Origin of the sequence: Saccharopolyspora sp. NPDC050389 (assembly GCF_040655595.1) — a bacterium.
Lineage (GTDB): Bacteria > Actinomycetota > Actinomycetes > Mycobacteriales > Pseudonocardiaceae > Saccharopolyspora.
In genome coordinates, this window is record NZ_JBFAKG010000016.1 from 119,690 (window position 1) to 141,353 (window position 21,664).

Sequence of the window (21,664 nt, forward strand, 5' to 3'; positions counted from 1 at the left end):
CGGGAGTTACGGCCGCCGCCTGGACTGTGGGATCCCCGATTTTGCATGTCCACCAATGCGCGGCTTCGGGGCTGTCCTCGCCAGGCGCTGTCTGAGAACCCGCGGCGGTGCCGGTTGCGGGGGTGAGCCAAGCGGCTGCGCCGCTTCAAAGGCGGGCCGGCGTGCACTCAGCGTGACAGCCCCTCGGGCCTCGCCCTTGGCGGCGAGGTCAGAGGGGTGATGTTGGCCGCGTGACCTGGCGCACTGCTGCCGTGGTTGGCCAGGTCTGCGGCGCGCGCGGGGTGGCCGGGTAGGCCGTTTGCTGCCCCACCTCGTCCCCGACCGCGTGCGCAGCCGGTAATTTGTCGGGCATGCGCCTAGGGGTGCTCGACGTCGGATCCAACACGGTCCACCTACTGGTGGTGGACGCGCATCGTGGTGCCCATCCGACCCCGATGACATCGGAGAAGACAGTGCTGCGGCTGGCCGAGCGGATCGGCTCGCACGGCGGCCGACTCGCCGAGGAGGATGCCGCGGAGCTCGTCCGCACCGTCGCCGACGCGCAGGAGGCGGCGATCGCGGCCGGCTGCGAGGAGCTGATGGCCTTCGCGACGTCGGCGATCCGCGACGCGGAAAACGCCGCCGAGGTGCTGGCTCGGGTGCGCGCCGAGACCGGCATCGAGCTGGAGGTGCTGCCGGGCGAGGACGAGGCCCGGTTCACCTTCCTCGCGGCCCGCCGCTGGTACGGCTGGTCCGCGGGGAACCTGCTGATGCTCGACATCGGCGGCGGCTCGCTGGAGATGGCGATCGGCATCGACGAGCAGCCGGACCTGGCGGTGTCGGTGCCGCTGGGCGCGGGGCGGCTGGCGCGCACGATGCTGCACGACCCGCCGACCCAGGACGAGGTGAAGAAGCTGCGCGAATGGCTGCAGGGGCAGCTGGCACCCACTGCGAAGCGCTTCCGCAAGCTGGGTCGTCCCGATCGCGCGGTGGCCAGCTCCAAGACGTTCCGGTCGCTGGCCAGGCTGACGGGGGCGGCGCCGGCCTCGGCGGGCCCGCGGGTGCCGCGCACGCTCACCGAGACCGGCCTGCGGCAGCTGCTCGCGTTCATCACCCGGATGTCGTCGTCCGATCTGGCCGCGCTCGACGGCGTGAGCGGCGCGCGGGCGCACCAGCTGGTGGGAGGCGCTTTGGTGGCCGAGGCAACCATGCGCGCGCTGGGGCTGAGGGAGCTCGACATCTGCCCCTGGGCGTTGCGGGAGGGTGTGATCTTGCGACGACTGGACCACACCAATGGAGACAGTCACACTGCCATTCAGGCCCGCGCAACACTGGGGCTCGCGGAGTCGGGGTCCGCGGACGTAACTGGACGCCAGACGCAGCACGGGGCACGGTGGAAGCGATGAGTCGGGACAGCGGGGCCGATCAGCCCACCCAGCGCACCGTTGCGGAGTTGCTCGCCGAATACGGCGGCAGCTCGCAGAAGAGTTCCCGGCGTCGGCGCCGCCGGGCCGAGGACCCGACCGAAACCGCGCCGCAGGCGATCATCGAGCGAGTGCTGTCGGACAGCGGCCAGATGCGCGCCGTGCCGCCGGACGGCGAGCCGCCGCAGCGCCGCAGCCACCGCCCGGGCGCACCTAGCCCGGCTGCACCCCCGAGCCCGGCCTCCCAGCCGCCGGCTTCGCAAGCACCCGCTTCGCAAGCACCCGCTTCGCAAGCACCCGCTTCGCAAGCACCTGCTTCGCAGCCGCCGGCCGCTCAGCAGCCCGCCGCGCCGCCGCCACCGCAGGCGGCAGCGCCTACTGCGCCCCCTACCGCGCCGCCTCCTGCGGCCGCGGAGCCAGCGGCGGAGCCGGCGGGCGCCAGCTACTGGGCGCAGCGGTTCTCCAGCGCGGGCACGGGCAAGGCGTCGACCCCGACGGCTCCGCCGGAAGGCGATGCCGAGGCGACGATCCAGCAGCCCGCCTTGCGGCGCCCGGCGCCGCAGCAGGACGCGCCCCCGCCCGCGGCGCCCCCGCCCGCGGCGCCACCGAAGCCCGCGCCGCCGAAGCCCACTCCGCCGGAGGGCGTCACGGAGCAGATGCCGCGTGTCGCGGCCGCCGAGTCCGCGCCCGACGCGGAAGGCACCGCGGTGCTGGCCTACCCGCCGGCACCGGCGCAGCAGCAGGAGGAGGAAGCCCCGGCCGAGCCGGAGGACGACCCGTACGACTTCGACTCCTACGACGACGAACCCGAGGCCGAGTACGCCGAGGACGACTACGACCCCGAGCTGCCCGCCGGTCTGGACGCGGACGACTACCGCGAGGGCGAACCGGAGGAAGAGCCCGTCTCCGCAGGCAAGGAGTGGGGCACTCTGGTGCTGCAGGGCGTCGCCGGCCTTGTCGGTGGCGGGCTGGTCTGGGTCGGGTTCCGCTGGTTGTGGGGCACGAATGCGCTGGCCGCGCTGGGCGCCGCGCTGGTGATCACCGGTCTGCTGGTGTTCATCGCGTGGAAGTTCTTGCGCACCAACGATCTGCAGACGATCCTGCTGGCGGTGCTGGTCGGCTTGTTCTGCACGGTGTCCCCGGCGGCACTGCTGCTGTTCAGCCACTCGTGAGGCACCGGCGAACACCCACCCGTCCACCGTCGGTCATGCTTGGCAGGCGATGACAGTGCAACCGCCCAGGCGCGAGGAGGCACCCGGCCGGATCCCGGTCGGGCTGTCCAGCGCATCGGTGTGGCCGCAGCCGGCGCGGGCGGCGTTCGAGATGGCCGCGGACCTCGGCTTCGACGGCGTCGAGGTGATGGTCTGGGCGGACGCGGTCAGCCAGGACGTTTCGGCACTGCACCGGCTTTCCGAGCAGCACGGCGTGCCGATCCTGGCGATCCACGCGCCGTGCCTGCTGATCACGCAGCGGGTCTGGTCGGCGGAGCCGGAGGAGCGGCTGCGGCGGTCCGTGGTGGTGGCCAGCGAGCTGGGCGCGCAGACGGTCGTCGTGCACCCGCCGTTCCGCTGGCAGCGCCGCTACGCCGAGGGGTTCGGCGAGCTGGTCGCGGAGCTGGAGGAGACCAGCGGGATCTCGATCGCAGTGGAGAACATGTTCCCGCTGCGCCCGCCGAGCACGCTGAACCGGTTGCGCGGCGGCAAGAGCAGCGGGCTGTCGGCGTTCAAGCCCTCGCCGGACCCGACGGAGGTCGGCTACCGCAACTACACGCTCGACCTGTCGCACGCCGCCGCGGCGCACGTGGACGCCATCGATCTGCTGAAGCGGATGAAGGACGGCCTGGCGCACGTGCACCTGGCGGACGGGACCGGAGCGCCGCGGGACGAGCACCTGGTGCCGGGGCAGGGCAACCAGCCGTGCGCGGAGGTGTGCGAGGCGCTGGCCGCCGACGGGTACCGGGGCGCGGTCGTCCTGGAGATCAACACCCGCAAGGCGCGCAATCCCCAGCAGCGCGCGGCCTTGCTGTCCGAAGCGCTGTTGTTCGCCCGGCTGCACCTGGAACCGCTGCGCGCGAGCTGACCGGTTTCTCCTGGTCAGGGTCCGGGCGCGGTTTTCTGAGCGATAGCCAGCAAAAGCGCGCACGGGCGGCCGGAACGACTAACCGATGCCTAGTGATCAACTTCTCCGAAGGTCACTAGAATCAGTGAACATGAACTCGTTGCGCGCATCGGTCGCCGAGCGCTTCCGTCCGCTGGACCGCACGTGACAGAGGTCCTGGATCCCTTCGCGGCGGCCACCACGGTGCGCCCGCTCGGCGACGGCACCTTCGTCGCCAACCTGCATCCCGAGTGGGCCGTAGGAGAACGCCCGCACGGCGGCTACCTGCTCGCGCTGATGGCCCGCGCCCTCGGCGATGTCACCGGGCTCGCGCCGCTTTCGATCAGCGCCCAGTACCTGCGCCCGCCCCGGGTCGGCCCGGTCCTGATCCGGACCGAGGTGCTCAAGGCGGGCAAGACGGTGACGGCGGCCCGCGCGCAGCTGGAGCAGAGCGGCCAGGTCTGCGTGGACGCCACGGCCACCCTCGGCAAGGTGCCCGAGTCGGAGCCCGAGTGGTCGGATCTGCCCGACATGCCGGTGAATCCGCCGTCGACGGCGATCGACCTCGCCGCCACCGAGGCCCGAAAGTTCTTCGCCCTGGCGCGGGTCTGCGACATGCGGCTGGACGCGAGCACCGCGGACTTCCTCAACGGCGGCACCGGCGAGCCGCGGCTGCGGCTGTGGGCCAAGCCCCGCGAGGCGCAGCCCGACCTGCTGTTCGGGCTGGTCGCGGGTGACCTGACGGTGCCGGTGACGCTCAACCTCGGCCGGTTCGGCTGGGCGCCGACGGTGCAGCTCACCGCCCTGCTGCGGGCGCAGCCGGCGAACGGCTGGCTGCGGATGGTGGTGGACTGCCGCGCGGTGCACGGCCAGTGGTTCGACGAGGACGTCATGGTGATCGACTCGGTCGGCCGCCTGGTCTGCCAGGCCCGCCAACTCGCCCTGTCGCCCTGACCAGAGCCGGCACGCCGGTCGTGAGTGGTTAGGGCGACCATTGCCGCTCACGAGGCCGTGGTGCCGCGGTCGTGAGTGGCAATGGTCGCTGGAACGACCATTGCCACTCACCCGGGCGATCAGGTGAGGCGGGTGACGTCGAGGCCGCCGTCGGCGTGCTGCTTGCGGAGGCGCTTCTTGTCGAACTTGCCGACGCTGGTCTTCGGCGCTTCCGGGATGAACGTCCAGTACTCCGGCACCTGCCACTTCGCCACTTCGCCCGCGAGGAAGTCGCGCAGCTCGGCCGCGTCCACCTGCTGACCGTCGCGGAGCACCACGGCCACCAGCGGCCGCTCGGACCACTTCTCGTCCGGCACGCCGATGACCATCGCCTCGGCCACCGCCGGATGGCCCATCACCTTGTTCTCCAGGTCGACCGACGAGATCCACTCGCCGCCCGACTTGATCACGTCCTTGGCCCGGTCGGTCAGCTGCACGAACCCGTCCGGCGTGATGAATCCCACGTCCCCGGTGCGCAGCCAGCCGTCGTGGAACTTCTCCGGATCGTCGTCGCCGTAGTACGCCCCGGCGATCCACGGCCCGCGAACCTCCAGCTCGCCGACGCTCTCGCCGTCCCACGGCAGCACCGCGCCGTCATCGCCGACCAACCGGCCCTGCACGCCGGCCGGCAGCCGCCCCTGGCTGGCGCGGTAGGTCCAGCTCTGCTCGCCGTTGACGCCTACCGGCGGCCGGGCCACGCTGCCCAGCGGCGACGTCTCGGTCATGCCCCACGCGTGCAGCACGGAGATGTCGTACTTCTCGTCGAACGCCTTCATCAGCGACGGCGGGCACGCGGCGCCGCCGACCACGACCTCGCGCAGCGAGGACACGTCGTGCGGGTCGGCGTCGAGGTGCTGCAGCACGCCTTGCCAGATCGTCGGCACCGCCGCGGCCATCGTCGGCCGCTCCGCCGCGATCATCTTCAGCAGCGGCTCGGGCTGCAGGAACCGGTCCGGCATGATCATCGACGCGCCGACCATGAACGCCGCGTACGGCAGGCCCCACGACATCGCGTGGAACATCGGCACCACGGCCAGCGACCGGTCCGCCTGTGACAGGGCCATCCCGTCGGTCATGCACACCTGCATCGAGTGCAGGTAGATCGACCGGTGCGAGTAGACGACGCCCTTCGGGTTGGCGGTGGTGCCGGAGGTGTAGCACATGGCGGCGGCCGAGCGTTCGTCGATCTCCGGCCAGTCGAACACGTCCGGCTGCCCGGCCAGCAGCTCCTCGTAGTCGTGCACCGCCACCCCGGCCGGCGCCTCCAACGCGGCCTTGCCGCCGCCGGCGACGATCACGTGCCGCACCGTCTTCAGCTCCGGCAGCAGCTTCTGGAACAGCGGCAGCAGCGTCGTGTCGACCAGCACGACCTGGTCCTCGGCGTGGTTGGCGACGTAGACGAGCTGCTCGGGGAACAGCCGGATGTTCAGAGTGTGCAGCACCGCGCCCATCGACGGCACCGCGAAGTAGGCCTCCAGGTGCTCGGCGTTGTTCCACATGAACGTGCCGACGCGCTGGTCGCCGGTCACGCCGAGGCCGCGCAGCGCGTGCGCCAGCTGCGCGGTCCGGCGGCCGACCTCCGCGAAGCTGCGGCGCCGCGCGCCGTCGCCGGTCCAGGTCACGACCTCCGCGGATGCGCCGTGCGGCTCGCTGCCCTGCTGGAGGATCCGAGCGATGGAAAGTGGGCCGTCCTGCATCGTGCTGAACATGATCAGAACTCCTTTGGGCTGGTCATTCAGGCGCGAAAGATCGCTCGGCCGTGGCGGGCGCTGTGGTGGCAGACACAGTAGCGGCTGAAATCGACCTTCGGGAGGGCCCGCCACGCAGCGTGCACCGCCGGTTCCTGCCGCGTGCGCAGCGTGGTCTGGCACCCTGAGCGGCATGACGACGATCGCCGTACTCGGAGCCGGAAAGATCGGGGAATCCCTGCTGTCGGGGCTGCTGAAGGCGGGGCGCGCCCCGTCGGACCTGCTGTTCACCGAGCGGTTCCCGACGCGTGCGGAAGAGCTGACCAAGACCTACGGCATCACGCACGTCGACGTGGCCGATGCGGTGCGGCGCGCGGACGTCATCGTCGTCGCCGTCAAGCCGCAGGACATCGAACCGCTGCTGGACGAGATGGCGCCGAACCTGCCCAGCGGCAAGCTCGTGGTGTCGCTGTGCGCGGGCCTGCCGACGAAGCTGTTCGAGCGCCGGCTGGCCGAGGGCACCGCGGTCGTCCGGGTCATGCCGAACACCCCGATGCTGGTCGGCGAGGCGATGAGCGCGATCTCCGGCGGCGCGCACGCCGCGGACACCGACATCGCGCTGGTCGAGGAGCTGCTCGGCAGCGTCGGCAAGGTCGCGCGGGTGCCGGAGAGCCAGCAGGACGCGGTGACCGCGCTGTCCGGTTCGGGCCCAGCGTACTTCTTCTACCTGGTCGAAGCCATGATCGACGCCGGCATCCTGCTGGGCATCCCGCGGGCCACCGCCGCGGATCTGATCGTCCAGTCCGCGGTCGGCGCGGCGGCGATGCTCCGCGAAGGCGGCGGCCACCCGGTGATGCTGCGCGAGGCGGTCACCTCGCCGGCGGGCACGACCATCGCGGGCATCCGCGAGCTGGAGAAGCACGGCGTGCGTGCAGCGCTCATCGACGCGATCGAAGCGGCCCGAGACCGGTCCGTCGAGCTGGGCAAGGCCCACGAAACCGACGAACCAGCCTGATCGTCCGGATTGGTGCGAATTACTCAGCACCAGGGAGGACGTTCGACCATCGCAGGTGTCCCGTGTGTCCCGCTACTCTCGATAGAGCACGTGCGTGAGGTTTCCGTCGGAGGGGAAGCCGACGGCGCGACACGTGCCGAAGGGCACGGTGAAGCATGTCTGCGAACTCCGAACCCAGCCAACAGGCGCCACCGAGCATGGGTCAGGTGCGCTTCCTCACCGTCGCAGAAGTCGCAAAGCTGATGCGGGTGTCGAAGATGACGGTCTACCGGCTCGTGCACGCGGGCGAGTTGCCCGCCGCACGGGTGGGACGTTCGTTTCGGGTCGCCGAGAAGGACGTCCACGCGTACCTGGAAAGCGCCTACTACAACGCGGGCTGAGATCGCCCGGCCGAGCGTTTGCGCAGGTGACCGGCCGCGAGCCCGACGGGCGGCCGATGGCGGCCCGGACGGCTCGCGCGCCCGGCCGGCGGCGCGCGGCGGCGTTTCGAGGACCACGGCGGAAGGCCCGGAGACCGGCGAGTAAAGTTTTGGGTTGGTCGTGCCAGGTGTGCGTGCTCATGCGGCTGCACCGGTGCGGGAGACGTTCGAACTGCCGTCAAGAGTGAAGGAGTCCGCATGGGCTCGGTCATCAAGAAGCGCCGCAAGCGCATGTCCAAGAAGAAGCACCGCAAGCTGCTCCGCAAGACGCGCGTCCAGCGTCGCAAGTTGGGCAAGTGACCTGCGCACCGCCGCCGGCCGATGGTCGGCGGCGGTTGTTTTTTGCCGGTGCGCCGATGCGCACCGGCGACTCGTCCTGGTAACCCGAACGCCACGGTGAGCGGCGCATTCGGCGGTAGCATCGCAGTCGGCGGCCGTGCCGGAGAGCGCAGGGAGACACATTGGGCCCGAATGTCGTGCTGGTGACGGGGGTCAGCCGTTTCCTGGGCGGGCACCTCGCCGCGCGGCTGGCGGCCGATCCCTCGGTGCAGCGGGTCCTCGGGGTGGACACCGTGCAGCCCGGCCGCGATCTGCTGCGCCGGATGGGGCACACCGAGTTCGTCCGCGCCGACATCCGAAACCCGCTGATCAGCAAGGTCATCGCGAACGCCCAGGTCGACACCGTGGTGCACGCGGCGGTCAACTCCCATTCCGGGCCCGGCGGGCGGGCCACGACGAAGGAGATGAACGTCATCGGCACCATGCAGCTGCTGGCCGCCTGCCAGCAGTCGCCGCTGGTGCGCAAGGTGGTGGTCCGGTCGACCTGCGCGGTCTACGGGTCGAGCTCGCGGGACCCGGCGGTGTTCACCGAGGAGATCGAGCCGAAGGACCTGCCGTCGTCCGGCTACGCCAAGGACGCGGTGGAGATCGAGGGCTACGTGCGCGGCTTCGGCCGGCGGCGGCCCGACGTGGACATCACCACGCTGCGGTTCAGCAACCTGATCGGCCCGCGCATCGACGCCGTGCTGGCCCGCTACTTCGCGCTGCCGGTCGTGCCGACCGTGCTCGGATTCGACGCACGGCTGCAGATGCTGCACTCCGAGGACGCGCTTGCCGTGCTGGAGCGGGCGACGATGGCGGACCGGCCCGGCGTGTTCAACGTGGCCGGTGACGGCGTGCTGATGCTCTCGCAGGCGATCCGGCGCGCCGGGCGCGTCGCGATGCCGCTGCCGAGAACGGCCGTGCTGCCGCTGGCCCAGCTCTTCCGCAGCGCCCGGCTGGTCGACTTCTCGCCGGAGCAGCTGCGATACCTCAACTTCGGCCGGGTGCTGGACACCACGAGGCTCCGCGAGGAGTTCGGGTTCACCCCGCGCTGGACCACCCAGCAGGCCTTCGACGACTTCGTGCGCGGCCGGGGCCTGCGGCCGGTGGTCGACCCGGAGAACATCCTGGCGCTGGAGCGCGGCGCCGGGGACCTGCTGGCGAAGCTTCGGTGACGGAGGCGGCATGAGCGACGGTCGCGCCCGACCGGGTGTGGGGGCGTGATGGCGGATGCGCAGGTGATCCCGCTGCGCGCGGCGGACCGGGAACAGCTGGAAGCCGCGGAGCCGCCCGAACCCGGCTGGGAGGACGCCGTCATCGACATGCTGGCCTTCGCCCGGCGGCGGTTGCTCGGCGACTACCAGGTCGACGAGTTCGGCTTCGACCAGGAGCTGACCGACGAGGTGTTCCTCCGCCTCCTGCGGCCGTTCTACGAGAAGTGGTTCCGGGTCGAGGTGATCGGCGGCCACCACGTGCCCACCGACCGCGGCGCGCTGGTGGTGGCCAACCACTCCGGCACGCTGCCGTGGGACGCGCTGATGACCACGGTCGCGCTGCACGACCACCTCCCGACGGCCCGGCACCTGCGGATGCTCGGCGCCGACCTCGTGTTCCGGATGCCGGTGCTCGGCCCGCTGGCCCGCAAGGCCGGGCACACGCTGGCCTGCAACCCGGACGCGGAGCGGTTGCTGACCAACGGCGAGCTGGTCGGGGTGTGGCCGGAGGGCTTCAAGGGCATCGGGAAGTCGTTCAAGGACCGGTACAAGCTGCAGCGCTTCGGGCGCGGTGGGTTCGTCTCGGCCGCGCTGCGCACCGGTGCGCCGATCGTGCCCTGCTCGATCGTGGGCGCCGAGGAGATCTATCCGAAGCTGGCGGACATCAAGCCGCTGGCGCGGTTGCTCGGCGTGCCCTACTTCCCGGTCACGCCGTTCTTCCCGCACCTCGGGTTGCTGGGAGCGGTGCCGCTGCCGTCGAAGTGGTACATCGAGTTCGGCGAACCGATCGAGACCTCGTCGTTCCCGGAGGGAGCGGCGGACGACCCGATGCTGGTGTTCAGCCTGAGCGACCAGGTCCGCGAGATCATCCAGCAGACCCTCTACCGCCTGCTGTCCCAACGAACCAACGTCTTCCTCGGCTGACCGTTCGCGCGGCAGGTACCCGTGCGCACTTTCTGTCGCCATGGCGACACAAAGTGCGCACGGGTCCTGACCAGCAGAAGCGTCGGCCGAACCCGGTGCCGTCGAGCCAAGGATTGTGAGGCTGTCTGCTCAACAGGTTCTTCGGCATGTCGCCGATGACGTCGCCGCCCGCCGTGCAGCGAGTGCCGATCGGCCGGCTGCTCAGCGAATCCGCCACCGAACTGATCGGCAAGGCGTCCGAGCGCGCGAGGCAGGACGGCAGCGACGACCTGGACACCGAACCCGAACACCTGCTGTGGGCGGCGACGCAGGTGGAGCCGTCCCGCAGCCTGCTGGTCCAGGCCGGGGCGGAGCCGGACCACCTCGCCTCGCGGATCGCCGAGGTGCTGCCCGGTGCGAGCGCCGAGCCCTCGGCGACCCCGGGGCTGACGCCCGCCGCGAAGCGGGCGCTGATCGGGGCGCACGCGCGGTCCCAGGCGGCGGAGAAGTCCTACATCGGGCCCGAGCACATCCTGGCCGCCTGCTCGACGATCCGGACTCGGCGGCGGTCAAGCTGCTGGACTCCCGCGAGATCAACACCGGCAAGCTGCGCGACCGGGTCGACCGCGCCGCCGCCTCCGACAACATCCCGACCACCGCGGGCAGCGACACCCCGACGCTGGACGAGTACAGCCGGGACCTCACCGAAGAGGCCCGCGCCGGCAAGTTGGACCTGGTCGTCGGGCGCGCCGACGAGATCGAGCAGACCGTGGAGATCCTTTCCCGGCGCAGCAAGAACAATCCTGTGCTCATCGGCGAACCTGGAGTCGGCAAGACCGCGATCGTCGAGGGGCTGGCGCAGCGCGTCGTCGCCGGCGACGTGCCGGAAACCCTGCAGGACAAGCGGGTTCTCGCGCTCGACATGACCGGCCTGGTGGCCGGCGCGCAGTACCGCGGCGAGTTCGAGCAGCGCCTGAAGAAGGTGATCGACGAGGTCCGCGCCGCCGAGGGCTCGGTGATTCTGTTCATCGACGAGATGCACACCATCGTCGGCGCCGGGGCCGGTGGCGAAAGCAGCATGGACGCGGGCAACATCCTCAAGCCCGCGCTGTCCCGGGGCGAACTGCACGTCATCGGGGCCACCACGATCGACGAGTACCGCAAGCACGTGGAGAAGGACGCCGCGCTGGAACGCCGGTTCCAGCCGGTCATGATCGCGGAACCCACCGTTGAGGAGGCCATCCAGATCCTGCAGGGCCTGCGCGACTCCTACGAGGCGCACCACGGTGTCCGCTTCTCCGACGAGGCGCTCGCTTCGGCCGCCACCCTCTCCGACCGCTACGTCAGCGACCGCTTCCTGCCGGACAAGGCCATCGACCTGATGGACCAGGCCGGCGCGCGGGTCCGGCTGCGGTCGGTCAGCCGCAGCGGCGACGTCCGGGAACGCGAGGACCGGCTGGCCAAGCTGCGCCGCGAGAAGGACCAGGCGGTCGACGCCGAGGACTACGACCGGGCCCGCGAGCTAAAGGAGCAGATCGAGACCCTGGAAGCCGAGATCGCCGGGATCACCGAGCGGCGCGAAGGCGTCGCCGACGTGACCACCCAGGACATCGCGGAGGTGCTGTCCAAGCGCACCGGCATCCCCGTCGCGCAGCTGACCGAGGACGAGAAGCATCGCCTGCTGCGGCTGGAGGAGGCCCTGCACGAGCGCGTCGTCGGTCAGGACGAGGCGGTCCTGGCGGTGGCGGAGGTGGTTCGGCGTAACCGGGCCGGGATGGCGCACCCGGACCGGCCCATCGGGTCGTTCCTGTTCCTGGGGCCGACCGGCGTCGGCAAGACCGAGCTGGCCAAGGCGCTCGCGGAGCTGATGTTCGGCGACGAGCACAAGCTGATCCGCTTCGACATGAGCGAGTTCCAGGAGAAGCACACCGTTTCCCGGCTGATCGGCGCCCCGCCCGGTTACGTCGGCTACGAGGAGGCCGGGCAGCTGACCGAGAAGGTCCGCCGGCAGCCCTACAGCGTGCTGCTGTTCGACGAGATCGAGAAGGCGCACCGGGACGTGTTCAACACGCTGCTGCAGGTGCTCGACGACGGGCGGCTGACCGACGCCCAGGGCCGCACCGTGGATTTCCGCAACACCGTGGTGATCATGACGAGCAATGTGGGCGCCCAGCGCATCCTGGCCCACGAAGGCGACGTGGACAGCATCCGCGACGAGCTGATGAACGACCTGCACGCGAGGTTCGCGCCGGAGTTCCTCAACCGCATCGACGAGACGATCGTCTTCCACCGGCTGACCGAGGACGACCTGTCGCAGATCGTCGACCTGATGCTGGACCGCAGCCGCCGCCTGCTGCGCGCCCAGGAGATCGACCTGGAGGTCACCGAGGCGGCCAAGAAGTGGCTGACCAGGCGCGGCTTCAAGCCGGAGTTCGGGGCCCGGCCGCTGCTGCGCACCATCCAGACCCAACTGGACAACCGGATCTCCAAGCTGCTGCTGCGCGGCGAAGTCCAATCGGGCGACACGATCCTCGCCTCGATCGAGAACGACGAGCTGGTCTGCACCCTGGCCCGGCCGCACGACGCGGACGTCCCGGCACAGTCCGGCGACAAAGCACCACAGTCGAGCAAGGTCTGAGCCCGTAGCACCCGGATTCGCCGCTGCTTGGCCGGACGCGGGCGAAGCCACCCGGAGTGATGATCTGGGCGGTTCGGAAGTGCGCCGGTTCGAATCCCGTGGGAAGGATGGATCATGAATAGCCTTTCGGATGATCCGGCCCCGGCGGTGACCGACCGGCTGGCGAAGCTGGCCTGGCAGTCCGTGCTCGTAGTGGGGCTCTGCTCGCTCGTCGTCGGCGTGCTGGCGCTGGTCTGGCCGCAGGCGACGCTGATCGTCCTCGGCGTGCTGTTCGGCGTCTACCTGCTGGTCAGCGGCGTGCTGCAGATCGTCGCGGCGTTCGGCACGCACGTGACGGCGGCGATCCGGGTGCTGGCGTTCATCAGCGGCGCGCTGTCGATCCTGCTGGGCTTGCTGTGCTTCCGGGGCGAGATGCAGTCGATCCTGTTCCTGGGCCTGTGGATCGGCATCGGCTGGCTGTTCCGCGGCGTCACGCAGACGACCGCGTCGATAGCCGACCGGGCGATGCCCGCGCGCGGCTGGCAGATCTTCATGGGCATCATCACGGCACTGGCGGGGATCGTGCTGATGGTTTCGCCGCTGGCGTCGGTGGCGCTGCTGGTCCTGTTCGGCGGGATCTGGTTGGTCGTCCTCGGCGTCGTGGAGATCATCACCGCCTTCCGGATCCGCCACGCCGCGAAGCGGCTAGCCGTGCCCGAATGACGCCGATGACCGGACGTGCGAGCGGGAGGGGCGCGCCCGGCCTTCGGACGGGCCGGTGCGGTGGGCGGGGATGCCACCGCACCGGCCCGGTTTTCGCGTGGCCGCCGTCGGTGCCTGCGGTCATGCTTTCGCCCAGGTCCAATCCGCTACCGGTGGGGAGAATCCGATGAGTGCCCGGCTCAACCCGTACATCAGCTTCGACAGCGACGCCCGGCAGGCGATGGAGTTCTACAAGAGCGTGTTCGGCGGCAACCTGACGATGAGCACCTTCGGTGAGTTCGGCGCCCCGGATCCGAGCAGCGCGGACAAGATCATGCACGCGATGCTGGAGACCGACAGCGGGTTCACGCTCATGGCCTCCGACACCCCGCCGGGCATGGAGCACAAGCCGGGCACCAACATCGCGGTGAGCCTCAGCGGCGACTCCGACTCCTCCGACGAGCTGCGCGGCTACTGGGCGAAGCTGTCGGAAGGGGCAACGGTGTCGGTTCCGCTGGAGAAGCAGATGTGGGGCGACGTGTTCGGCATGTGCGTGGACCGGTTCGGCATCGGCTGGATGGTCGACATCTCCGGCTCGTGACCGGCGGGCCTGCCTCGTGAGCGCTCGTTCCGGTAAGAACCGGAGCGATCGCTCACGAGCGTTAGTGCGGAAGCCGGTAGGAGCCGGTTTCGCCGCTCACGACCTGTCGCGGCGGCGGTAGGCGAGGCCCGCCGCCACCGCTCCCGCGATGGCGCTGGCTCCCATGATCGAGTTCAGGCCGATCCGGGCCGCCTTGCGGCCCGTCCGGAAGTCCCGGACCTCCCAGCTGCGGGCCCGGGCGATGTCGCGCAGGCGCTGGTCGGGGTTCACCGCCACCGCCGTGCCCACCGCCGACAGCATCGGGATGTCGTTGGCCGAGTCCGAGTACGCCGTGCAGCGGCGCAGGTCCAGGCCTTCGCTGGCTGCCAGCGCCCGCACCGCGTGCGCCTTCGCGCGGCCGTGCAGCATCTCGCCGACCAGCCGACCCGTGTACACGCCGCTTGAGCTCTCCGCGACCGTGCCCAGCGCGCCGGTCAGCCCGAGCCGCCGCGCGATGATCTGCGCCAGCTCCACCGGGGTCGCCGTCACCAGCCACACCCGCTGGCCCGCGTCGAGGTGCATCTGGGCCAGCGCCCGGGTGCCCGCCCAGATCCGGTCCGCCATCAGCTCGTCGTAGATCTCCTCGCTGAGCTCCACCAGCTCCGAGACCTTGCGGCCGGCCACGAACGACAGCGCCTGCTCCCGGCTGGCCTGCATGTCCTGCGGGTTCTCCCGGCCGCCGACCCGGAACTTCAGCTGCTGCCAGGCGAACCCGGCCAGGTCGGTGGCGGTGAGGAACTTGCGGGCGGCGAGGCCGCGGGCGAAGTGGAACAGCGAGGCGCCCATCATCATCGTGTTGTCGACGTCGAAGAACGCCGCGGCGGTGAGGTCGGGCGGGTTGGCGAGCGAGCCGTCCGGGACGGGCGCGGCGGCGACGGCGGCCTCGGCGGACGCGCGACCGGCCACCTTCGCGCTGTCGATCGGATCGGTGCCGGACGCGCGCAAGTTCTGGTCCGCGCCGTCGGCTGAGCCTTGACGTGTCGGCACCGCCGCGCCTCCCGGGGGTCCTCCGGTGTTGTCGTGCGAAGTTCCAGGTCTTGCCGACCCGGGCCGAACCGGCTCAGCAGGCCTCTAGCTTAAGACCTGGCCGCAACCGAACTTGCGCACCTCCGCCACGCCTCGCGGGAGCTACCGGAGATCATCCGGCAGCAGCTGCGCCAGCCGCCGGATCGCGCGGTGCTGGAGCGCCTTCACCGCTCCCTCGTTGCGCTGCATCGCCGCCGCCGTCTCGGTCACCGACAGGCCCTGCAGGAACCGCAGGCGGATGCATTCGCGCTGGTCGGGGTTGAGCTGCCGGACGCAGCTGAGCAGCTCGCGGTGGGTCGCCTCGGTGAGCACGTGCTGTTCCGGGCCGAAGTGGGTCCGGCCGACCGGCAGGTTGTCGGTGACGTCGGAGGTGGGGATCTCGAGCCGGTTCCGGCTGGACTTGATGTGGTCGAGGATGAGGTTCTTGGCGATGGTGATGAACCAGGCCGCCACGTCGCGGCCCTGGTAGCTGATCGAGGCGATCCGGCGCAGCGCGCGCAGGAAGGTCTCGCTGGTGATGTCCTCGGCCAGGCAGTGGTCGCTGACCCGGAACAGCACGTATCGGTAGACGATCTGGGCGTATTCGTCGTAGAGGTGGCCGAAGGCGTCGTTGTCGCCCTGCTGCGCGGCGCTGACGTACGCCCAGCTCTCGGTGCCGGGCCGGGGCACCGGTTGGGCGACTGGGGCGTCGACGCTGCGGAAGGGTGCGGCCGGGGCGGGGGGTGCGAGCGTCTTCGGGCTGCTCATCTCTTGCGACCTCCTGCCGTCGTTGGCGGACCGGCGTGGTGCGGGTGAGACGCACCGGTGCCGGTGTCATGTCGCGGTGTCCGGCGGACACCCGCCTCCGGCGGCCGACCGAGGGCTCTGACGGCCTGGTGATGCCGGGGGCGTGGCGTTGGAGCAGCAGCATACGTGTTGTTACTCGGAAGTAGGTAGTGCTACTCGGTGACGGTCTGGTTGCGCAGCGTGTTCAACAGCGGCGCCGCACCTAACTCCGACAGGTGATTTTGGACACTTGACCAGTGCGGTCGGTGTCGCGCCGCCCTCCGGTCCGCTGGGTACGTTGGAAGCCGCGAAGTCGGCCCGAAAATCTCCCTGGAGCGAAGGCATGCACGAGGTGACGGTGATGACCCGCGAGGGTTGCCACGCATGCGCGGACGCGATCTCCGACGTGCGGCGGATCTGCGCGGAGCTCGGCGTGTCCTGGTCCGCGCAGGATGTGGACGCCGACCCGGAACTGCGCGCCGAGTACGGCGACCGGGTCCCGGTGATCTTGATCGATGGAGCCGAGCACGGCTACTGGAAGGTCGAGGAGGATCGCCTTCGCCGGGCCCTGGCCCGCTGACCGGTGATCTTGCCCGCTCGTCGTGCGAGTTGCCGCCATCACGTGCTCCAGACCACGCGTTTTGGCACGTCGGGGGGCTATCGGCAATGATGGCGGGGAAGGCTTGCGCCTCCGGCGGAGTCCGGCCCTGCGACTTTGTGCATGCGTTCACAAATTAGTTACGGTGTACGGGTCGGGTCGCCGGATTCTCGGTGTGGATCAGCGGATCAGGTGTCGAGCCGTCGGATGTCGGCGGCGTTGTCGGAGCTCTCCGCCTGAGCAGCGATGTCGGGAAGTGGGCGACGACCGCCGCGCGACCGCACTCATCGGGTGCGGACGGGCGGGCAGGCCAAAGCAGCAGGTAGGGCGAGGGAGATCCAGCGTGACGGCCCACGGAGCGGACGTGCAGGACGGTGATGGGAAGGCCGAGGCCGATTCCCGGACCGACTCCAAGCAGTCGCCGGCGATCGAGGTCCCCGCGGCGCGGGAGCGCGCACGGGCGATCCCGGAAGCGGCCGTCGCCCGGCTCGCGGTCTACCTGCGGGCGCTGTCCGGCCTCTCCGAGCAGAACGTGGGCACGGTCTCCAGCGACGAGCTGGCCGTGGCCGCCGGGGTCAACTCCGCGAAGCTGCGCAAGGACCTGTCCTACATCGGCTCCTACGGCACCCGCGGCGTCGGCTACGAGGTGGCGGTGCTCATCGGCCAGATCGAGCGCACCCTGGGCCTGACCCGCAAGCACAGCGTCGCCGTGGCCGGGATCGGTAACCTCGGCCACGCGCTGGCCAACTACGGCGGCTTCCCGAGCCGCGGCTTCCCAGTCTCCGCGCTGTTCGACCTGGACCCGGACCTGGTCGGCGTGCCGGTCGGCGGCATCCCGGTCAGCCACATCGACGAAATCGTCGAGGTGTGCAGCGAGCGCGAGGTCACCATCGGCGTCATCGCCACGCCCGTGCAGGGCGCCCAGGAGGTCTGCGATCGTTTGGTCGCCGGCGGCGTTACGTGCATCCTGAACTTCGCGCCCGTCGTGCTGCAGGTCCCCGAACACGTCGAGGTGCGCAAGGTCGACCTGGCGGTGGAGATGCAGATCCTGTCGTTTCACGTGGCCCGACGTCAGCAGGAAGCGGCGGCGGAAGCCGACCGATCCGATGTGGACGGTGCGGACATCGGTCCGCCGGGCGGTGGCGGTCAGGTGTCGGGCGAGGTCGAATCGGCGAACAGGATGGTGGAACGGCTGTGAACCTGCTCACCGTCGGGATTTCCCACCACAGCGCCCCGGTGCGGGTGCTCGAGCGCGTCTCGATCGGCGGCGATGACGTCGCCAAGCTCCTCGGCGAGCTGCTGCAGCGCGAGCACATCTGCGAGGCGTTCATCATCTCGACCTGCAACCGGGTCGAGGTCTACGCGGTCGCGGAGACCTTCCACGGCGGCCTGGACGACGTGACGTCCGTGCTCGCCCGGCACGCGGGCGCCGAGGTCGGCGAGCTCGCCGACCACCTCTACGTCTACTACGCCGGCGCCGCGGTGGAGCACCTGTTCTCGGTGTCCGCGGGCCTGGACTCGATGGTCGTCGGCGAGGCGCAGATCCTCGGTCAGCTGCGGCAGGCCTACGGCACCGCCGACGAGAACGGCACCGTCGGCAAGACGCTGCACGAGCTCGCGCAGCAGGCGCTCCGCGTCGGCAAGCGGGTGCACACCGAGACCGGCATCGACGCGGAAGGCGCGTCGGTGGTGTCCGAGGCGCTCGCCGACGCAGAGGTCGCGCTCGACGGCCTGGCCGGGCGCAGCGCACTGGTGGTCGGCGCGGGCTCGATGGGCGGCTTGGCCGCCGCGCAGCTCAAGCGCGCCGGCATCGGCGAGGTCGTGATCGCCAATCGCACCGAGGCCAACGGCGAGCGGCTGGCCTCGTCGCTGCGCGCCGACGGCGTCATCTCCCGCACCGCAGACCTCACGGATCTCAGCAGCGCGATCGCCGCGGCCGACCTGGTGGTGGCCTGCACCGGCGCGATCGGCGCGGTGGTGACCGAAGACGTGGTGGCGGCGGCGCTGACGGTCCGCGACGACCGGCCGCTGCTGTGCTGCGACCTCGGCCTGCCCCGGGACATCGTGCCCGAGGTGGCCGGGCTGCCCGGCGTGACCGTCGTCGACCTGGAGAGCCTGCAGCGGCGGCTGTCCGACAAGCAGGGCGGCAACGAGTCCGAGCGGGCCGCGCAGATCGTCGCCGAAGAACTGCGCAACTACCTCGCCGCGCAACGCTCGGCCGAGGTGACTCCGACCGTGACCGCGTTGCGCAAGCGCGCCGCCGAGGTCGTGGACGGCGAACTGCTGCGACTCGACTCGCGGCTACCTGAACTGGACGGCGACGTGCGCGACGAACTGGCGCGCACCGTCCGTCGCGTGGTGGACAAGCTCCTGCACACGCCGACGGTCCGGGTCAAGCAACTCGCGTCGGTGCCCGGCGGTGCCGGGTACGCCGACGCGCTCCGAGAGCTCTTCGAACTCGATCCGCAGACGACCGCCGTGCTCGGCACCCCGCAGGCCGACGAGAGTCTGCCCGGCGGGGTCACCGTTGCTCAGGCACGGCTGCGCGGTCGAGCTGGACAGGACGGTGAGGACCGTTGAACAAGACCCTCCGCATCGGCACCCGCGGCAGCGCCCTCGCGATGGCGCAGTCATCGAAGGTCGCCGAGGAGCTGGAGAAGGCGGGCTACCCGACCCAGCTGGTCACCGTGAAGACCCCCGGCGACCTCTCGATGGCGCCGATCGCCGAGATCGGTGTCGGCGTGTTCACCTCGGCGCTGCGCGAGGCGCTGGCCGCCGGCGAGGTGGATGTCGCGGTGCACTCCTACAAAGACCTGCCGACCGAACCGGACCCCCGGTTGTCGCTGGCTGTCGTTCCGGTCCGGGAGGACCCGCGGGACGCGCTGGTGGCACGGGACGGTCTGACGCTCGGCGAATTGCCCCCGGGGTCCGTTGTGGGCACCGGTTCGCCGCGCCGCGCCAGCCAGCTCCGGGCCCTCGGCCTGGGGCTGGAGGTGCGCAGCATCCGCGGCAATGTGGACACCCGCCTGCGGAAGGTGACCGACGGTGAGCTGGACGCCGTCGTGCTCGCCCGAGCCGGGCTGGCCCGTGTGGGCCGGCTTGCGGTGATCACGGAAACGCTCGATCCACTGCAGATGCTGCCCGCGCCCGCCCAGGGCGCGCTTGCAGTGGAATGCCGCGTCGATGACGTGGACACCGAGCACCTGCTGCAGTCCGTTTTGGACGATCAGGCCAGCCGCGCCGCGGTGGCCGCCGAGCGCGCCATGTTGGCCGCGCTCGAAGCGGGCTGTAGCGCGCCGGTCGGCGCGCTGGCCGAAGTGGTGGATGACCTCGACGAGGACGGGCGCGTGGCGCTGCGGCTGTCCGTGCGCGGGGTGGTGGCGACCGACAACGATCAGTTGGTGCGCGCCTCCATCACTGGTGAGACGACCGCCGCCGAGCAGCTGGGCCGGGAGTTGGCCGCTCAGTTGCTGGAAGCCAGGGCCGCTTTGCTCAGCGGACCCGGCAGTAGTTGATGGGGAGTGCCCTGATGACCCGAGCACGTAAGACCCCCGGACGGATTGCTTTCGTGGGCTCCGGTCCCGGTGATGCGGGATTGCTCACCGTTCGGGGCCGGGATGTGATCACCCGCGCTGCACTGCTGGTGACCGACCCGGACGTACCCGCCGACATCGTCGGCCAGGCAGCCGACGGCGCCGAGGTCCGCCCCGCCGTGGGCGACCCGGCGGACGTGGCCAAGGACCTGGCGAACGAGGCCGCGATCGGCCGCACCGTGGTGCGGTTGGTCGCGGGTGACCCGCTTACCGCCGACGCGGTGGTCCGCGAGGTCCAGGAGGTCGCCAAGACAGGCGCCGCCTTCGACATCATCCCCGGCGTCGCCGGCGGCAGCGCGGTTCCGGCCTACGCCGGCGTCGCGCTCGGCGCGGTGCACACCGAGGTCGATGTCCGCGGCGACGTGGACTGGGCTTCGCTGGCCGCCGTACCCGGCGCGCTGGTGCTGCACACGACCGGCAGCCACTTGGCCGAGGCCGCATCGCGGCTGGTCGAGCACGGCAGGCCGGCGACGACCGCCGTGGCGGTGACCGCCTCCGGCACCACCGTGCAGCAGCGCACGATCGACACGACGCTGGCCTCGTTGGCCGCCGACGCGGGTGAGCTGCAGGGCCACCTGGTGGTGACCATCGGCGACATCGTGTCCGAGCGCGGCAAGCTGTCCTGGTGGGAGTCCCGCGCCCTGTACGGCTGGAAGGTCCTGGTGCCGCGCACCAAGGAGCAGGCCGGCGTGATGAGCGACCGGCTGTGGTCGCACGGCGCGGTCTCGCACGAGGTGCCGACGATCTCGGTCGAGCCGCCGCGCAGCCCCGCGCAGATGGAGCGCGCGGTCAAGGGCCTGGTCGACGGCCGCTACCAGTGGGTGGTGTTCACCTCGGCGAACGCGGTCCGCGCGGTGTGGGAGAAGTTCAGCGAGTTCGGGCTGGACGCCCGGGCGTTCTCCGGCGTGAAGATCGCCTGCGTCGGCGAGGCCACTGCGGAGAAGGTCCGCTCCTTCGGGATCATCCCGGAGCTGCTGCCCTCCGGTGACCAGTCCAGCGAGGGCCTGCTGCAGGAATTCCCGCCGCACGACGACATCCTCGACCCGGTCGACCGAGTGCTGCTGCCGCGGGCGGACATCGCCACCGAGACGCTGTCGGCCGGGCTGCGCGAGCGCGGCTGGGAGGTCGACGACGTGACGGCCTACCGCACGGTCCGTGCCGCGCCGCCGCCGGCCGACACCCGCGAGATGATCAAGACGGGCGGGTTCGACGCGGTGTGCTTCACCTCGTCGTCCACGGTCCGGAACCTGGTCGGCATCGCGGGCAAGCCGCACGCCCGGACGCTGGTGGCGTGCATCGGCCCGAACACCGCGGAGACCGCGAAGGAGTTCGGCCTGCGGGTCGACGTCCAGCCGGAGATCCCGCGGGTGGAGGACCTGGTGGACGCGCTGGCCGAGCACGCGGCCCGGCTCCGCGCCGAGGGCGCGCTGCCGCCGCCGCGCAAGGCAAAGCGGGCCCGCCGCAGCTGATTTCCGAGTGGAGGGCGCCTCCGACCGATCTGGTCGGAGGCGCTCTTTGCTTTGCCTGGGCGTTTGGAGCGTCCGGGGCCGTGAGTGCTTTGTGCTGCTATAGAGGCTGTTTCCGAACTTGCTCTGCGTGGCGGTGCGGGTGGCGGCCCCCCTGCGGGATTTACCGTCGCCTTCTCGCTGTGGGATCCCCGACATCATGAA

General features: G+C 70.9%; 20 protein-coding genes. 17 read left to right on the forward strand and 3 right to left on the reverse strand.

Features of this window, described 5'->3' with window-relative positions; translation table 11 throughout:
- The first annotated feature begins 350 nt into the window (after nt 1-350).
- The 4 genes from AB0I53_RS13290 to AB0I53_RS13305 all read left to right on the forward strand — a co-directional run bounded on the left by AB0I53_RS13290 (nt 351) and on the right by AB0I53_RS13305 (nt 4,454).
- Nucleotides 351-1,385: a Ppx/GppA phosphatase family protein gene (locus AB0I53_RS13290; RefSeq protein ID WP_358601122.1), complete on the forward strand. Its 1,035-nt coding sequence runs from the start codon at nt 351-353 to the stop codon at nt 1,383-1,385.
- Nucleotides 1,382-2,575: a hypothetical protein gene (locus AB0I53_RS13295; RefSeq protein WP_358601124.1), complete on the forward strand. Its 1,194-nt coding sequence runs from the start codon at nt 1,382-1,384 to the stop codon at nt 2,573-2,575. The genes AB0I53_RS13290 and AB0I53_RS13295 overlap by 4 nt, the downstream gene beginning before the upstream one ends.
- 49 nt (nt 2,576-2,624) lie before the next feature.
- Nucleotides 2,625-3,482 (forward strand): sugar phosphate isomerase/epimerase family protein, encoded by an 858-nt coding sequence (locus AB0I53_RS13300; RefSeq protein ID WP_358601126.1) that lies wholly within the window; start codon nt 2,625-2,627, stop codon nt 3,480-3,482.
- Nucleotides 3,483-3,665: 183 nt separating this feature from the next.
- The gene (locus tag AB0I53_RS13305) at nt 3,666-4,454 is read left to right on the forward strand and encodes a thioesterase family protein (protein WP_358601129.1); all 789 of its coding nucleotides are present in this window, start codon (nt 3,666-3,668) and stop codon (nt 4,452-4,454) included.
- 119 nt (nt 4,455-4,573) lie between these two features.
- Here the strand turns inward: AB0I53_RS13305 and AB0I53_RS13310 are convergent, their stop codons facing one another.
- Complete coding sequence (locus AB0I53_RS13310; RefSeq protein WP_358601132.1) at nt 4,574-6,202, reverse strand: long-chain fatty acid--CoA ligase; 1,629 nt, start codon at nt 6,200-6,202, stop codon at nt 4,574-4,576.
- A 172-nt stretch (nt 6,203-6,374) separates the two neighbouring features.
- Between AB0I53_RS13310 and proC the strand changes: the two genes are divergently transcribed.
- From proC to AB0I53_RS13350, 8 genes are all read left to right on the forward strand, one after another.
- Complete coding sequence (gene proC, locus AB0I53_RS13315) at nt 6,375-7,196, forward strand: pyrroline-5-carboxylate reductase (protein WP_358601135.1); 822 nt, start codon at nt 6,375-6,377, stop codon at nt 7,194-7,196.
- 155 nt (nt 7,197-7,351) lie between these two features.
- Nucleotides 7,352-7,576, forward strand: coding sequence for a helix-turn-helix domain-containing protein (locus AB0I53_RS13320; protein ID WP_029535864.1), 225 nt, complete (start codon nt 7,352-7,354; stop codon nt 7,574-7,576).
- 237 nt (nt 7,577-7,813) lie between these two features.
- Nucleotides 7,814-7,915 (forward strand): AURKAIP1/COX24 domain-containing protein, encoded by a 102-nt coding sequence (locus tag AB0I53_RS13325; RefSeq protein ID WP_010241351.1) that lies wholly within the window; start codon nt 7,814-7,816, stop codon nt 7,913-7,915.
- Nucleotides 7,916-8,076: 161 nt separating this feature from the next.
- Nucleotides 8,077-9,111 carry an NAD-dependent epimerase/dehydratase family protein gene (locus AB0I53_RS13330; RefSeq protein WP_358601138.1) on the forward strand — a complete coding sequence of 345 codons (1,035 nt, stop codon included), beginning with the start codon at nt 8,077-8,079 and terminating at the stop codon, nt 9,109-9,111.
- Between the two features lie 48 nt (nt 9,112-9,159).
- Nucleotides 9,160-10,074, forward strand: a complete 915-nt coding sequence (locus AB0I53_RS13335; RefSeq protein WP_358601141.1) for a lysophospholipid acyltransferase family protein — start codon at nt 9,160-9,162, stop codon at nt 10,072-10,074.
- Between the two features lie 295 nt (nt 10,075-10,369).
- Nucleotides 10,370-12,691, forward strand: coding sequence for an ATP-dependent Clp protease ATP-binding subunit (locus tag AB0I53_RS13340; RefSeq protein ID WP_358601144.1), 2,322 nt, complete (start codon nt 10,370-10,372; stop codon nt 12,689-12,691).
- A gap of 114 nt (nt 12,692-12,805) precedes the next feature.
- Nucleotides 12,806-13,393 (forward strand): HdeD family acid-resistance protein, encoded by a 588-nt coding sequence (locus AB0I53_RS13345; RefSeq protein WP_358601147.1) that lies wholly within the window; start codon nt 12,806-12,808, stop codon nt 13,391-13,393.
- A gap of 166 nt (nt 13,394-13,559) precedes the next feature.
- The gene (locus tag AB0I53_RS13350) at nt 13,560-13,973 is read left to right on the forward strand and encodes a VOC family protein (protein WP_358601150.1); all 414 of its coding nucleotides are present in this window, start codon (nt 13,560-13,562) and stop codon (nt 13,971-13,973) included.
- Between the two features lie 96 nt (nt 13,974-14,069).
- Here AB0I53_RS13350 and AB0I53_RS13355 read toward each other — a convergent pair whose 3' ends face one another.
- Nucleotides 14,070-14,957 carry an HAD-IB family hydrolase gene (locus tag AB0I53_RS13355; RefSeq protein ID WP_358601176.1) on the reverse strand — a complete coding sequence of 296 codons (888 nt, stop codon included), beginning with the start codon at nt 14,955-14,957 and terminating at the stop codon, nt 14,070-14,072.
- A 183-nt stretch (nt 14,958-15,140) separates the two neighbouring features.
- Nucleotides 15,141-15,785 carry a sigma-70 family RNA polymerase sigma factor gene (locus tag AB0I53_RS13360; protein ID WP_358601152.1) on the reverse strand — a complete coding sequence of 215 codons (645 nt, stop codon included), beginning with the start codon at nt 15,783-15,785 and terminating at the stop codon, nt 15,141-15,143.
- Between the two features lie 361 nt (nt 15,786-16,146).
- On the opposite strand from AB0I53_RS13360, the gene AB0I53_RS13365 reads away from it, so the two are divergent.
- From AB0I53_RS13365 to AB0I53_RS13385, 5 genes are all read left to right on the forward strand, one after another.
- Complete coding sequence (locus AB0I53_RS13365) at nt 16,147-16,383, forward strand: glutaredoxin family protein (protein WP_358601157.1); 237 nt, start codon at nt 16,147-16,149, stop codon at nt 16,381-16,383.
- 445 nt (nt 16,384-16,828) lie between these two features.
- Complete coding sequence (locus AB0I53_RS13370; protein ID WP_358601179.1) at nt 16,829-17,599, forward strand: redox-sensing transcriptional repressor Rex; 771 nt, start codon at nt 16,829-16,831, stop codon at nt 17,597-17,599.
- Nucleotides 17,596-18,981, forward strand: coding sequence for a glutamyl-tRNA reductase (locus AB0I53_RS13375; protein ID WP_358601160.1), 1,386 nt, complete (start codon nt 17,596-17,598; stop codon nt 18,979-18,981). Before AB0I53_RS13370 ends, AB0I53_RS13375 begins: the two co-directional genes overlap by 4 nt.
- Nucleotides 18,978-19,916, forward strand: a complete 939-nt coding sequence (hemC, locus tag AB0I53_RS13380) for a hydroxymethylbilane synthase (protein WP_358601162.1) — start codon at nt 18,978-18,980, stop codon at nt 19,914-19,916. The genes AB0I53_RS13375 and hemC overlap by 4 nt, the downstream gene beginning before the upstream one ends.
- Before the next feature lie 14 nt (nt 19,917-19,930).
- The gene (locus tag AB0I53_RS13385) at nt 19,931-21,463 is read left to right on the forward strand and encodes a bifunctional uroporphyrinogen-III C-methyltransferase/uroporphyrinogen-III synthase (RefSeq protein WP_358601165.1); all 1,533 of its coding nucleotides are present in this window, start codon (nt 19,931-19,933) and stop codon (nt 21,461-21,463) included.
- The last annotated feature ends 201 nt before the right edge of the window (nt 21,464-21,664 follow it).